The 13,057-nt window shown below is 35.3% G+C and carries 11 protein-coding genes and 1 tRNA gene; 2 read left to right on the top strand and 10 right to left on the bottom strand.

The genetic code is table 11. From position 1 onward, the window contains the following. Nucleotides 1–115 precede the first annotated feature (115 nt). The 7 genes from HM987_RS00910 to trxA form a co-directional block, all read right to left on the bottom strand. A complete protein-coding gene (locus tag HM987_RS00910) occupies nucleotides 116–511 on the bottom strand; it encodes a hypothetical protein (protein ID WP_229724544.1) in 396 nt (131 codons plus the stop codon). A gap of 94 nt (nucleotides 512–605) precedes the next feature. Next, on the bottom strand, nucleotides 606–920 hold the full coding sequence (locus HM987_RS00905) for a hypothetical protein (RefSeq protein WP_179004449.1): 315 nt from the start codon (nucleotides 918–920) through the stop codon (nucleotides 606–608). A gap of 20 nt (nucleotides 921–940) precedes the next feature. Next, on the bottom strand, nucleotides 941–1,846 hold the full coding sequence (locus HM987_RS00900) for a hypothetical protein (protein WP_076547110.1): 906 nt from the start codon (nucleotides 1,844–1,846) through the stop codon (nucleotides 941–943). A gap of 99 nt (nucleotides 1,847–1,945) precedes the next feature. Then, nucleotides 1,946–3,166 (bottom strand): site-specific integrase, encoded by a 1,221-nt coding sequence (locus HM987_RS00895; protein ID WP_076547111.1) that lies wholly within the window; start codon nucleotides 3,164–3,166, stop codon nucleotides 1,946–1,948. Between the two features lie 230 nt (nucleotides 3,167–3,396). Then, nucleotides 3,397–3,470: transfer RNA gene (locus tag HM987_RS00890), tRNA-Asp, on the bottom strand. Nucleotides 3,471–3,736: 266 nt separating this feature from the next. Continuing rightward, on the bottom strand, nucleotides 3,737–4,666 hold the full coding sequence (locus HM987_RS00885; RefSeq protein ID WP_179004447.1) for a DUF58 domain-containing protein: 930 nt from the start codon (nucleotides 4,664–4,666) through the stop codon (nucleotides 3,737–3,739). A 197-nt stretch (nucleotides 4,667–4,863) separates the two neighbouring features. Continuing rightward, complete coding sequence (trxA, locus tag HM987_RS00880; RefSeq protein WP_179004445.1) at nucleotides 4,864–5,181, bottom strand: thioredoxin; 318 nt, start codon at nucleotides 5,179–5,181, stop codon at nucleotides 4,864–4,866. Between the two features lie 415 nt (nucleotides 5,182–5,596). On the opposite strand from trxA, the gene HM987_RS00875 reads away from it, so the two are divergent. Together HM987_RS00875 and HM987_RS00870 are read left to right on the top strand one after the other, a co-directional pair. Next, the gene (locus tag HM987_RS00875) at nucleotides 5,597–6,028 is read left to right on the top strand and encodes an SRPBCC family protein (protein WP_179004442.1); all 432 of its coding nucleotides are present in this window, start codon (nucleotides 5,597–5,599) and stop codon (nucleotides 6,026–6,028) included. Continuing rightward, entirely contained in the window at nucleotides 6,018–6,344 is a 327-nt protein-coding gene (locus tag HM987_RS00870) for an ArsR/SmtB family transcription factor (protein ID WP_179004440.1), read from the top strand. Before HM987_RS00875 ends, HM987_RS00870 begins: the two co-directional genes overlap by 11 nt. 609 nt (nucleotides 6,345–6,953) lie before the next feature. On the opposite strand, the gene HM987_RS00865 is transcribed toward HM987_RS00870, so the two are convergent. The 3 genes from HM987_RS00865 to dnaE all read right to left on the bottom strand — a co-directional run bounded on the left by HM987_RS00865 (nucleotide 6,954) and on the right by dnaE (nucleotide 13,039). Then, nucleotides 6,954–7,469, bottom strand: coding sequence for a PIN domain-containing protein (locus tag HM987_RS00865; RefSeq protein WP_179004438.1), 516 nt, complete (start codon nucleotides 7,467–7,469; stop codon nucleotides 6,954–6,956). 12 nt (nucleotides 7,470–7,481) lie between these two features. Next, a complete protein-coding gene (locus HM987_RS00860; protein ID WP_179004436.1) occupies nucleotides 7,482–8,528 on the bottom strand; it encodes a helix-turn-helix domain-containing protein in 1,047 nt (348 codons plus the stop codon). A 125-nt stretch (nucleotides 8,529–8,653) separates the two neighbouring features. Then, complete coding sequence (dnaE, locus tag HM987_RS00855; RefSeq protein ID WP_179004434.1) at nucleotides 8,654–13,039, bottom strand: DNA polymerase III subunit alpha; 4,386 nt, start codon at nucleotides 13,037–13,039, stop codon at nucleotides 8,654–8,656. Nucleotides 13,040–13,057 lie beyond the last annotated feature (18 nt).

Here is a 13,057-nt window from a genome sequence, read left to right as displayed (position 1 = left end):
AATGTATTAATTCAGTTTAAAACTTACGATGCGAATAGGTGCAACGTATTTATATAGCAATGCCTGTCTTGAGAAGCATCACGTTAGGATATATCTATCCTTAAAAAAAACTGAATTATACTTTAGGAGGTTGCAAAAGTGATTCCAGATATCTGGAAGTGAAGTCTACTTTATGAAAGTTGAACTGTTTTTTATCTTCAAGCTTTAGTTGATTGGTTAAAGCCGAATTGTTGTTCGCAATAATTAATACTAGAGGGTGACAACATTGATGATGGGAATGGACTGGTGTATTCTCCTTATCTGGGTTATTATGATGCCCTTCATTTTTTGCATCATTGTCAATGTAATCTTCAACTACATATTCAAGGAAAGAGTCTCCATAAACTTTATGGTCTTGATAATGGGTAATAATGCTTGAAATTTCTTTAATTGGCCCACAAAAATCCATATCAATGCTAATTCCCTGAAAAAAGAATAAAATTGACATTGATATGGAAAAGAATATTTTCATAAATTTTTACAAATATACAAATTAATCGATGCACAGGTTGTGCAAAGATTAATCAGCAGTATGAAATCAGAAATTAATCACACTATTTAATGTATCATCTGCCTCTTTGTGGATGAAGTTTGTTTGATAGCGTATGGTTGTTGTGAAAGAAAAATGTCAATATAATTTTTACAGCATTTGAATAGGAATTTGTAATAGGCTCTTTAACACCGCAATGAAATATTACAGAATTGGATGTGTGAAATAGGTTTTCAAATAACATTCTTGGGTAATCGTCATTGTCCATAAGCCAATTCACGGTCTCATCTTCACTCTCAAAAGTTCGTGTTACACTATCATCTGGCTCAAGATTATTTACGAAGAAGGAAACTGTAGATTTACCATAGATACGTTGTTTATCTGAAAACACGTATTGCGTAACCTCATAAATTAAAATGGCAATACTTGACTTGTAAATTCTTTGAATATTTCGCTCGCTAATGCCTTATCAAATGCCTTGGCTGTTACTAAATCGCCAAGTTTCGATTTTAATAATTGACCAAATGACTTTTTGCTCAAATGCGGAATGTCATCGCGAAGCTCATCGAACTCGTCGAAAATAATTTGCTGTCCAAAACCTAAACCTTCAATTTTCGAGAGAACCTGTTTTATAAGTTCTTTCAGTTCCTCATCGGAATTACTAATTTTGGAATAGTCCGTTGTCTGGGCTTTTCTTGATTGCTCAATGGCATATTTACCTTCCAATTTCAGTTTGGCATTTACATTCCTGCCATTCATACATTCAATAAATCCTCGGTTTTCAAGCATTCTTCCATAGTCCCAATCTTCGCCACGACCGTTTAATTTAATTCCATTGCCTTCAAGAATCCAGTTAATAGAATGGTATTTACCATCTTTATAAAGGTCATATAGTTTTGAAAGTATTAGTTCGAGTATGCCTTCGGTGTCAAGATTTTGACGTTCATTCAAATCAATTTCATCTGGCCTTACAATTGCATCTGAAATGAATAACATTTTCAAGTAGTAGTCAAGCCCGTTGATTTCATCTTTTAGGGCTTGAATTTCATTTTTAATTTTTTGGTCAGTCCCTAATTTAAAGCCAGTATTATATCCTCTTTGAGCTTTAAACTCATTTGCAAAATTTCTGTTTTCTGGTTCAAAAGATGCTCGAACATAGCTAACAACAGTATTTTCCCAAGATTGTTTTTCTTCCTTAAAATTATTAAATTCATCTTCTGTTTTTGAAGACCTATATTTATCGACAATTGCATTTCCAGTAGATACAAACCCATCGATTTCTTCTTTAAAATCTTCCCATTTTACCTTTATAATCATACACACTATTTTAGTCTGTAAAGGTAGTGGAATGAAAATGCAAACTGTTAAAATCTCAATTGAAGATTTCAACAGTTAGTAAATGCTTATAAAATTTCATCAACCAATTTTTGATTTGAGAAGCGCCATATCATCACTCACTTTCCTCTCAACGACCCTTGCATAGATTTGTGTTGTGGATAGTTTGGTATGCCCTAATAATTTAGATACTGTCTCTATTGGAACACCATTGCTTAAAGTTACTGTGGTAGCAAAAGTATGGCGCGCCATATGAAAAGTCAGGTTTTTTTTGATACCACATAGGTCAGCGATTTCCTTTAAATAACTGTTCAATTTCTGATTAGATAACTTGGGCAAAAGATTGGATGTGTCATTGGTTCTATAATGGTCTTTGTATTTATCTATTAAGATTGCAGCTTTGGGTAATAGTGGAATTTTGAATGGTGCACCTGTTTTTACTCTTTCGGCCATTATCCAAGGACTACCATCTATACCCATTACAATATTATCTTCATTTAATTGTACAATGTCAACATAAGAAATACCGGTGTAACAACTAAAAACAAATAAATCTTTCACAACCATAAGACGCTCTATGGAAGAAGACAAATCTTCAATACTTAATAATTCAAAATCTGTAAGGAAACCACGTTCTTTCTTTTCAATTTTCATTTTAAAATTGACAAACGGGTCTCTTTCAATCCATTTCATCCGATAGGCAAGAGTAACCATTCTGCGTAAACGCTTAATATGCTTCATTGCGGTATTATTGCCAATTTTAGATTGTCCGCTTTTAGGTACATACGACCGAAGAAAATCTTCAAAGCCCACGATAAAACCATATTCAAGATTGAAAAGTGGGATGTCTGTCAGTTTGTATTCCTTTAGAATATATTCCATCATATAACGTTGACTGGTCTTATATTGACCCATCGTATTCCTATGCAACTTATGTTGCATCTTTTCATTGTAGTAATCAACAAGGTTTTGAAAGGAAAAACGTGTTTTATCTTCGCCTAAAAATTTGGCTTTGACCATTTGGGAAGTGAAAGGCACTTCATCCCTCTTGAAATCTTCGTAAATCCTATATACTTTTGATTGTACTTCGTTCAAGTAAAGATTGAGAATACGGGAATCCTTATCGGTCCCACTTGCTCTTTGTAGTTTTTCATCCCAAGTAGAAATATTGATTTTCTTCTTGAGACTAATGTTGACACGTTTACCGTTTAAGGTAACCCGAATGTAGATATTTGCTTTGTTGTTTACAGCACGTTTTCCGTACACCCAAAACAATATTGAAAATGTTGATGAAGTTCGCATAATTGTCGTCTTTAATGATTAAACATTTAGTGAGACGAAAGTCAAATCAACTATACTAACACCAGTAAGTTACGTCAATCTGTCAACATAATCGCAGATAAAAAAATATGTTGACGATTTGTGACCTTTTAGATGCAAATGATATGAAATTATATGATTGCCCTAAAAACATAAAACCTTGCAAATCATAAGATTTACAAGGTTTTGAGGAAATTTGATTTCCCATTTAGCGGTCTGGACGGGACTCGAACCCGCGACCTTCGCCGTGACAGGGCGACATTCTAACCAACTGAACTACCAGACCGTTGCTTAATTGCGAGGGCAAATATACATTGCATTTTTAATTTGGCAAACAAAAAACTGAAAAAATAAATAATGTTTCGCGATAAAAGACAAAAGACTGCTGCGCTTTTAGAATCTAGAACAAAGACTAAACTCCAACTAACTGAGAAACAGTATAAAAATCATTGAACGAAATTATAATTTAGTGAAGTTTATAAATTTTAAAAATCCTATAAATCCAGTAACTCAATCGAACTCATAAAATTTAAATCGAACATCAGTCAAATCCTAAATAAATTTCTGGCGCTCTATCATGTAGGTCGTCAATATACTATTAAAACCAGCATTAATATCGGCTTCAACATATTTAATGCGGTATTGCCCACACTTAATCTTTAAGTCCGTAAAGTAATCCTTGACGGCCTTTTCGTAGTTTTCTTTGATATTATCTGCATATAAGTTGATATGATCTCCTGTCTCCACATCAATAAATCGTTTTGGCCTGTTATCAAAATCAAAGGCTTCTTCTTTTGATTTATCAAACACATGAAATAAAACCACTTCATGCTTGTTGTGCTTTAAGTGACGTAAAGCTTCAAACAATTTCTCATCGTCTTCCGAAGTTTGAAACATATCCGTAAATACAAAAATCAACGACCTGCGATGAATCTTTTCAGCAATTTGATGTAAATAGCGGTAGGTTTCCGTGGTTTTAGTTTCAAGCTTAGAAACCACAGCCTCACTCAACTTATGCAATAACATCTGATGATGACGTTCACTACCCTTCTCTGGCGCATAAAAATCATAGTCATCGCTATAAATACTCAACCCAACAGCATCGCGTTGCTTTTTAAGAATGTGCATCAACGACGCACTTGCCAATGCCGAAAATGCAATTTTATTAAGATTATCAATGGTTGTACCAGCCGTTTCTGGGTAATGCATAGAACTGCTATTATCTAATATAATATGGCAACGCAAATTGGTTTCCTCATCATAACGCTTGGTGTATAAACGGTCGGTTTTGGCATACAATTTCCAATCTATGTGCTTGGTACTCTCACCTTGATTATAAATTTTATGCTCAGCAAATTCAGCCGAAAACCCATGAAATGGACTTTTATGCATCCCAGCAATAAAGCCCTCCACGACTTGTTTCGCTAATAATTCCAGGTTTTTAAAACCTCCTGCTTTATTGAGTTCTTGTTGTATGTTCATCACTTCCTAACCTTCCCAAAGGGAAGGAAATAGCTACTTGTGTTATTATTTCGTGTAAAAAATCTATCCAGCCTCAATTCTTCCAGCTTTCTCCTTCAAACTTCCAGCTTCGAGCTACGTGCTTCATGCTTTCTGCCCCAAACTAAAAAAGGTTCACCATATTGGCAAACCTTTTATCATTTCTTTTAGAGTATGGACTATAAAAGTGCGTCGATTGCGTCTGAATAGGCATTTTTAGGTGCAACACCTACTTGGCGACCCACAACTTCTCCGTTCTGAAAAATCAAAACCGTAGGTATGTTTCTAACACCATATTTCGCAGCAAACTCTTGGTTCGCATCAACATCAACCTTACCAACTACAGCTTTACCATCGTATTCTGTGCTGATTTCATCAATGATTGGCCCAACCATACGACAAGGTCCACACCAAGCAGCCCAAAAATCAACCATCACTGGCTTCTCACTCTTTAATACCGTTTCTTCAAAGTTTGCATCTGTTATTTCTAATGCCATAATATTTATTGTTTATTGTATTGTACTTCGCTTTTCTTCCACCATAGTTATCATGGAATTACAAAATTAGTCAAAATATTTGGCAAACCTTACATTGGCATTATTTGTTTTGGTTATGGTTAAATTGAACGATTGTATGGTAAGTTTATTTTGGGAGCATGAATCAGGCTTTACTCATAATCATCATTTAAAGTTAATGATTGCCTGAATATTCATTTAACTACTCGTTCTCTCCGAGGAGCTCAAACAGTGAGCCTGCACTGAGCGCAGCCGAAGTGTTCAATCCCTGTCTGCCGACAGACAAACTTTACGCAGCAACAGAAAAACTATTTATGCAACTTTTTAGTTACTTATTAAAATTAATTGTATAAATTAGCAACCATAAAGTTGCGTATTAATCTAAAAAACGAACATTATGAACAACACAATCACAAAAGAAAAGGTTTTCCAACATCCCATAGACAAGGTTTGGAATGCCATTACCAAAGCCGAAGAACTATCCACATGGTTTTTAAAAACCAATTTTAAAGCTGAAAAAGGCTATCACTATACCTTTAGTTCTGAGCCTAACGAAAAAGGTTGCACCAATATAATCGGCATTGTAAAAGAAGCCAACCCTTATACCTTAATTTACACTTGGATTGTCGAAGGTACCAACGTAGAAACCACCGTAACTTGGAAACTGGAAACTATTCCAGAAGGCACAAAACTATTCTTAGAACATTCTGGTATCGAAAATTATGCTGGCGAAACAGCCATTACCATGTTCGAGAGTTTTAATGGTGGTTGGGACAATTGTATGAGTGGTTTAACCACCTATTTAAAAGAAGAAGTGAATGCAAGATAATATCACCAAACTATTTAAAGCCATTGCAGACCCAACAAGGCGTGACATTTTTCATGCCTTAGTCATCGCAACCTCAGCATTATCCATTACGCAAATATCCAATCAATTTGAAATGACCAGACAAGGGGTTACCAAACACATTAAAGTATTAAAGGATGCTGGTTTGGTTGCTATCAAAGAAGACGGCAGAAATCGCTTTTGTATTGCCGACCCAAAACCACTTAAGGAAGTGAATAAATGGATGCAGTTTTATGCGCAGTTTTGGGATGATTCTTTAGGTAATTTAGAGGGGTTTTTGGATGGGAAGACGGTTTAATGATAAAAATCATTATGGCTATTTTGTCTTACACCCCTAAAGTCCCCTAAAGGGGACAATTCACTCAGTTGAGTTATAGGAGTGTCACCTTGAGCGGACTTTAGGGGTGTTTTTTTCATTGGCTAAACCTATCAGTAAGATAAATAACGGAAAATTATTAACAGAAAACACAAGCAATCGCAAACCCACAGCGTGGCTACATATTAATAAATATCTAATGGGACATTTATTTTTAGCTCCATAGGTGCGACATATTTTATGATCATGTCACTCCTCTGGAGCTTACAAAAATAATAAATCATATTTCTATTAATATAAAACTCCTCTGGAGTTTACATTCAATTTGAAATGACCAGCCAAGGGGTTACCAAACACACTAAATATTAATTAATGCTAATTTGGTCAAAACAAAATAAGATTGTCGCAATCGCTTTTGACTTGCAGATCCAAAACCGCTAAAAGAAGTTAATAAAAGGATAGAATTTTATGCGCAATTTTGGGATGATTCTTTGGATAATTTCGGTGGTTATTTGTACAGTAAAGAGCTTAAATTTTTAAGGACTTCATAGTAAAAATTTAGAATTAAACCAACAATTAACTTTAATGGACTCAGCCAACATGATTATTCTTACTCCAACTATCAATTCTTTTCTGAATCTCTTTTTTAGGAAGTCGATTATTTAAAAGATTTAGTTGTATAATTTTCTCAACAGCTACTTCAAAAATGATTAATTCCTGACTTAAGAATTCATCAAAAAGATAAATTATTCCTCTAACTTCTAAATCATCCTTACTAGCTTGTTTTCTTAATTTTCCATCACCTGTTAGTAATACACCTGAAAGTTTTTTACTATAATACCAAACAGAACAATCTTCAAAACTTAATCCACTACTGTTTTCTAGTATTATATTGATACCTTGAAAATCCTCAATTGCTATCGTTTCGATAATTCCAAGTTTATTTGATTCACTTAATTCAGTAATTGGTGCTCTTTGTTTGTCATTTAATTCTTCAATGACAAAATCGGTAGTGTATAAATCAAAATTTAGTTTTGAAAAAGCTTCTAGAAGTTCGAGTTTAACTAAGTCTATTAAAATATTAGCATCATTAATTATTATTTTCATAATGCATATAATCTATATCAATGAACTTTCTTTAACGGATTCTATATTCTTGTTCAATAATGATGAAGCTTTACTTATTGAGATGTTTTCTTGAGAAAGCGCTCTATAAACTAATTGTTCAAATCTGTTAGATTTTTCTGGGGTTTCAAATCTCGAAGCATTTACTTCTCTATTTAAAGATGGGTTAAATCTAGTCCTTTTGTAAAAATCAGTATGACGTTGTTTGCTTAGAATTCCTGAGTCAACAAGTCTGTAAACTATGGCAGGAATACTAATTCCATATTTTTTTTGAGTTGAAATTAACTCTGCAAGAGTTATATGGTTTCTTTTACCTCCAAATTCTCTTATAACAATTTCCTTAGGAAAAAGGAATTCAGCAGCAAACTTATTACAAAATTGTTCTTCTTGTTTAGTCTCACAATCGTGAAGATTTAATAATAAATGCCCTAATTCGTGAAGTAAAGTAAATCTTTTGCGTTCTACTGGAAAATTACCATTAACGACAATCACAGGAAATTTACCATTAACATAGGTTGCTAATCCATCAAATTTATCATCAACATCATATAATTCAATTACTTTTATCTCTTTATCTTCCAAAAGTTGAATTATGTTATGAATAGGGTCAATTCCAATTTTCCAATCATTTCTTAGTTTTAAAACTGCCTTTTCTACATCTTCAATTTTGCTAATCTTGATATTTTCAATAGCATTTTTAAACCTATAATCAATTGATAAGGTATCTTCTAACCAAATGTAATTTTCTAAGTTGATTCTTATTTGCTCTTTTAAAGAATTTAGTTTTTTTAAAGAAAAATTTGATTTTTTTATGAAGTTTATTTCTCCTAATTCTACTTGAAAAGAATTAAAGAAATAATCCATTTTTAAACCAAATAGTTTAGACAACTTTAGGAATTTTGAGCTAGTTGGAATTGCGTCACTATTTTCATACTTGCTTATCATTTGTTTAGACACACCTAATTCGTCTGCAACATGTTGTTGTGACAAACATTTAAGTATTCTTGCACTTTTAATGCGATTAGCAACTAAGTTTTTCATTTTGACTTTTATTGGTTGACAAATCTACATAAATTTAATGTCTTGTCAACTATTTTCAAAATTATTAACTAAGTTTTATATGTTTATCAACCACAAAAATACTTATAAGCTCTCAAATAATTTTTCTAATTCAACTTATACATCACATCATGCTCTTTCAAACCGTCCAATAGTTCCTGCGAAATCTTAACCTTATTCTTTCGACTTGGCATTTGTACTTTTATTTTTTCAGCATTATCATACACCACAAAATTTAAGGTTTGACTGCCTTCATGGAATTTTATTAAATCGTAAAGCACGGAAATTGTATCTTGCTCCAAATCCCTAATATTAAGTTGTATGGATAATTTCTTGGCGTAGGTATCCATCACATCATGCAACAATTGGAAACTGTTAAACTGAATTCTTGGATCGCCTTTTTTACCCGTATCCCTATTGACCCAACCTTCGCGCACAAAGGCGCGCACATACACAAATGAATTAATCACAAAAAAGTGTCTGAACTTTAAATAATCCTCTCCAAAAATCCTGAACTCGTGGCTATCAGTATAATCTTCAATCGTAAAAATTGCCCAACCTTTACCTTGCTTACTCACACGATGTTGCACGTCTGTTACCACACCTCCAAATGTGACTTCTTTATTGACAATGGCTTCCAAATTATTAAAATGAGCGACCACGCCATTGCAAAAGGTTTTCATTTCAATAGCAAAATCATCTAAAGGGTGACCAGAAATATAAATCCCAACCACTTCCCGTTCGCGCGATAGTTTTTCCATCGTTCCCCAATCTTCACAAGGTGGCACCACAGGTTCGGCAATTTGCACATCACTCGCCTCACCAAACAAACTCACCTGTGCCGAATTTTCATTTTCTTGATGCTTGGCACCATATTTTACAGCTTTTTCCAAAAAGGTAATACCATCGCCGTCGTGCGCAAAATATTGGGCACGGTGCGTATCTGCAAAACAATCAAAGCCACCTGCATTTGCTAAACCTTCAAAGGCTTTTTTGTTGGCGGCTCGCAAATCGATACGTTTGGCTAAATCGAAAATGGATTTATAATTCCCATCTTCCTTCCGGTTTTCTACTATGGTTTTTACAGCACCATGACCCACGCCTTTGATCGCTCCCATTCCAAAACGAACGGCATTGTCTTTATTTACCGAAAACTTATAGTAACTCTCATTGACACTTGGTCCCAAAACCGGTAATCGCATCCTCTTACATTCTTCCATAAAGAAGGTGACGGATTTAATATCGTTCATATTGTTAGATAAAACCGCAGCCATATATTCTGCTGGATAATGGGCTTTTAAATAGGCGGTTTGGTAAGCAATCCATGCATAACAGGTGGAGTGCGATTTGTTAAAGGCGTAACTCGCAAAGGCTTCCCAATCCTTCCAGATTTTCTCTAGTTTTTTGGCATCTAATCCTTTGGCACTTGCCTGCTCAATAAATTTTGGTTTCATCTTATCCAAAACCGCAATCTGCTTTTTACCCATCGCTTTTCTCAAAACATCGGCTTCACCTTTGGTAAAATCAGCCAATTTTTGGGATAGCAACATCACTTGCTCTTGGTACACCGTAATACCGTAGGTTTCCTTGAGATATTCTTCCATTTCTGGTAAATCGTAGTCAATCTCTTCATCGCCATGTTTTCGCGCAATAAAACTCGGAATGTATTCCATCGGCCCTGGACGATAAAGGGCATTCATGGCAATTAAATCATCAAAAACCGTTGGCTTCAAGTTCTTCATGTGCTTTTGCATGCCAGGCGATTCATACTGAAACACACCAACCGTTTCACCGCGTTGGAAAAGTTCATATGTTTTTTCATCGTCTAGCGGAAAGCTATCAGGATCTAAATCTATATCGTGTTTCGCCTTTACAATTTTAACGGTATCCTTAATCAGCGTCAAGGTTTTTAATCCCAAGAAATCCATTTTCAACAAGCCTGCACTTTCCACTACAGAGTTATCAAATTGGGTGACATATAAATCGGAATCCTTAGCCAAAGACACAGGCACATAATTGGTAATATCACCTGGCGTAATAATTACACCACAGGCATGAATTCCCGTATTACGAACCGAACCTTCCAAAATTCTGGCTTGGTTGATGGTTTCGGCCTGTAAATCTTCACCATCAGAAATATTGAGCAATTCATTGATTTTCTCTAAATCTTCAGCCCTAAATTTCTTGGCGAGTTCCTTTTCGTCTAAACCAAAAATCTTTCCGAGTTTGGACATCAGCGGAATTAATTTGGCGATATGGTCGGCTTCATTTAACGGTAAATCCAAAACTCTGGCTGTATCCCTAATCGACGATTTGGCTGCCATGGTACCGTAAGTAATAATTTGTGCCACTTGATTGGAACCATATTTTTCAATCACATAATCCATAACACGACCACGACCTTCATCATCAAAATCGATATCGATATCTGGCATGCTTACACGATCTGGATTTAGGAAACGCTCAAAAAGTAAATCGTACTTAATAGGATCGATATTAGTAATCCATAAACAATAAGCCACCACAGAGCCAGCCGCAGAACCACGACCAGGACCAACGGACACATCCATTTTTCGAGCTTCGCGAATAAAATCTTCTACAATTAAGAAGTAACCAGGATAACCTGTATTTTCAATAACACTTAATTCAAAATCGAGACGTTCTGCAATTTCTGGCGTGATGTCTCCATAGCGTTTTTTAGCGCCTTCGTAGGTTAAATGTCTTAAATAGGCATTTTCACCTCGTTTGCCTTCGTCCTTTAAATCGTCTTCATGTTTAAATTCATCAGGAATGTCGAAAGCCGGCAACAATACATCACGAGCCAACTCGTAAGGTTCAATCTTATCGACCACTTCTTGGATATTCACAATCGCTTCAGGCACATCCCTAAACAACGCCTTCATTTCTTCAGTCGATTTAAAATAATACTCTTGGTTTGGCAATCCATAACGATAACCGCGACCACGACCAATTGGTGTCGCTTGTTTTTCGCCATCTTTTACACACAATAAAATATCGTGAGCATTAGCGTTTTCTTGCTCAACATAATAGGTATTGTTGGTTGCTACTAATTTAACCTCATGCTTTTTAGCTAACTGAATCAACACAGGATTCACACGATTTTCATCTTCCTGATCGTGACGCATTAACTCAACATATAAGTCGTCTTGAAAGGTGTCTTTCCACCATAGCAAGGCTTCTTCAGCTTGATTTTCACCAACATTCAACACCTTACTCGGCACCTCACCATAAAGGTTTCCTGTTAAACAAATTAAATCGTCTTTATATTTTTCAATGAGTTTTTTATCGATTCTAGGAACGTAGTAAAATCCCTCGGTAAAGGCTGCAGACGATAATTTTGCCAAATTGTGATAGCCTTTTTTATTCTTGGCCATGAGCACAATTTGATACCCATTATCTTTTCGGGTTTTGTCTTCGTGGTTTTCACAGACAAAGAATTCACAACCAATAATTGGTTTGATTATTTTTCCCTTTTTTTCTAAACCAGCTTCTTTGGCTTGTTTGTGTTGTGCCTTGACACCTTTATTATGATTGGAAACCGCACTCACAAAATGAAAAGCGCCCATCATATTACCATGATCCGTCAACGCCACGGCTGGCATATTTTCTTTGGCTGCAGCTGCTACTAAATCTTTTATGCTGATTGTAGATTGGAGAATTGAAAATTGGGAATGGTTATGCAGATGCACAAAATCAACCTCTTTTATTTGCGATGCCGCTTCCTTATCAATAGTTGTCGTGACCGCTTCGGATTGTTCTTTTTGAAGTCTGGCATTGATTTTAGCACTTTCCCTCTTAAGATTAATATGTTTTAAGCCGATAAGTTGGATTTCAGCAGGATTTTCTTGTGTAAACTTTTCAAAATAATCAGGCTGAACATCGAGCTGTTCCTTGGTATATTGCTTTCGTCTTATTAATTCTAAAAAGCAACGTGTAGTGGCTTCAACATCGGCTGTGGCATTGTGTGCTTCAGCAAACGGTTTATTGAATAAGTATTGATGTAATTCGGTAAGTGTTGGAAGCTTAAACTTTCCATAACGTCCACCTGGTAATTGACATAATTCTGCGGTATGTTCCGTACAGGTATCTAAAACAGGTAATTCTTGAAGTGGGTTTGCGACGTTTTCACGTACAAACTCGGCTCCCATAATATTCAGATCGAAGGTTACATTTTGTCCGACAACAAATTTTGTTTTGGACAAGGCGAGATTGAATTTCTCTAGAACTTCGGACAATGGTACGCCTTGTTCTTGGGCTAATTCGGTTGAAATCCCGTGGATTTTTTCAGCATCATAGGGAATATTGAAACCTTTTGGTTGCACCAAATAATCTTGATGCTCGATACAATTTCCCATAGCATCATGCAACTGCCATGCAATTTGGATACATCTTGGCCAATTATCAGTATCTGTAATTGGTGCATCCCAACGCTTTGGTAATCCTGTGGTTTCGGTATCGAATATTAAGTACATGCTCTAGAGTTCAAAAGT

Origin of the sequence: Winogradskyella forsetii (assembly GCF_013394595.1) — a bacterium.
Classification (GTDB): Bacteria; Bacteroidota; Bacteroidia; order Flavobacteriales; family Flavobacteriaceae; genus Winogradskyella; species Winogradskyella forsetii.
This window is presented reverse-complemented; position numbering and strand designations above follow the sequence as displayed.

Coding starts and splice junctions, on each gene's coding strand:
- HM987_RS00910 (WP_229724544.1), bottom strand. CDS start 511: ATGAAAATATTCTTTTCCATATCAATGTCAATTTTATTCTTTTTTCAG.
- HM987_RS00900 (WP_076547110.1), bottom strand. CDS start 1,846: ATGATTATAAAGGTAAAATGGGAAGATTTTAAAGAAGAAATCGATGGG.
- HM987_RS00895 (WP_076547111.1), bottom strand. CDS start 3,166: ATGCGAACTTCATCAACATTTTCAATATTGTTTTGGGTGTACGGAAAA.
- HM987_RS00885 (WP_179004447.1), bottom strand. CDS start 4,666: ATGAACATACAACAAGAACTCAATAAAGCAGGAGGTTTTAAAAACCTG.
- trxA (WP_179004445.1), bottom strand. CDS start 5,181: ATGGCATTAGAAATAACAGATGCAAACTTTGAAGAAACGGTATTAAAG.
- HM987_RS00875 (WP_179004442.1), top strand. CDS start 5,597: ATGAACAACACAATCACAAAAGAAAAGGTTTTCCAACATCCCATAGAC.
- HM987_RS00870 (WP_179004440.1), top strand. CDS start 6,018: ATGCAAGATAATATCACCAAACTATTTAAAGCCATTGCAGACCCAACA.
- HM987_RS00865 (WP_179004438.1), bottom strand. CDS start 7,469: ATGAAAATAATAATTAATGATGCTAATATTTTAATAGACTTAGTTAAA.
- HM987_RS00860 (WP_179004436.1), bottom strand. CDS start 8,528: ATGAAAAACTTAGTTGCTAATCGCATTAAAAGTGCAAGAATACTTAAA.
- dnaE (WP_179004434.1), bottom strand. CDS start 13,039: ATGTACTTAATATTCGATACCGAAACCACAGGATTACCAAAGCGTTGG.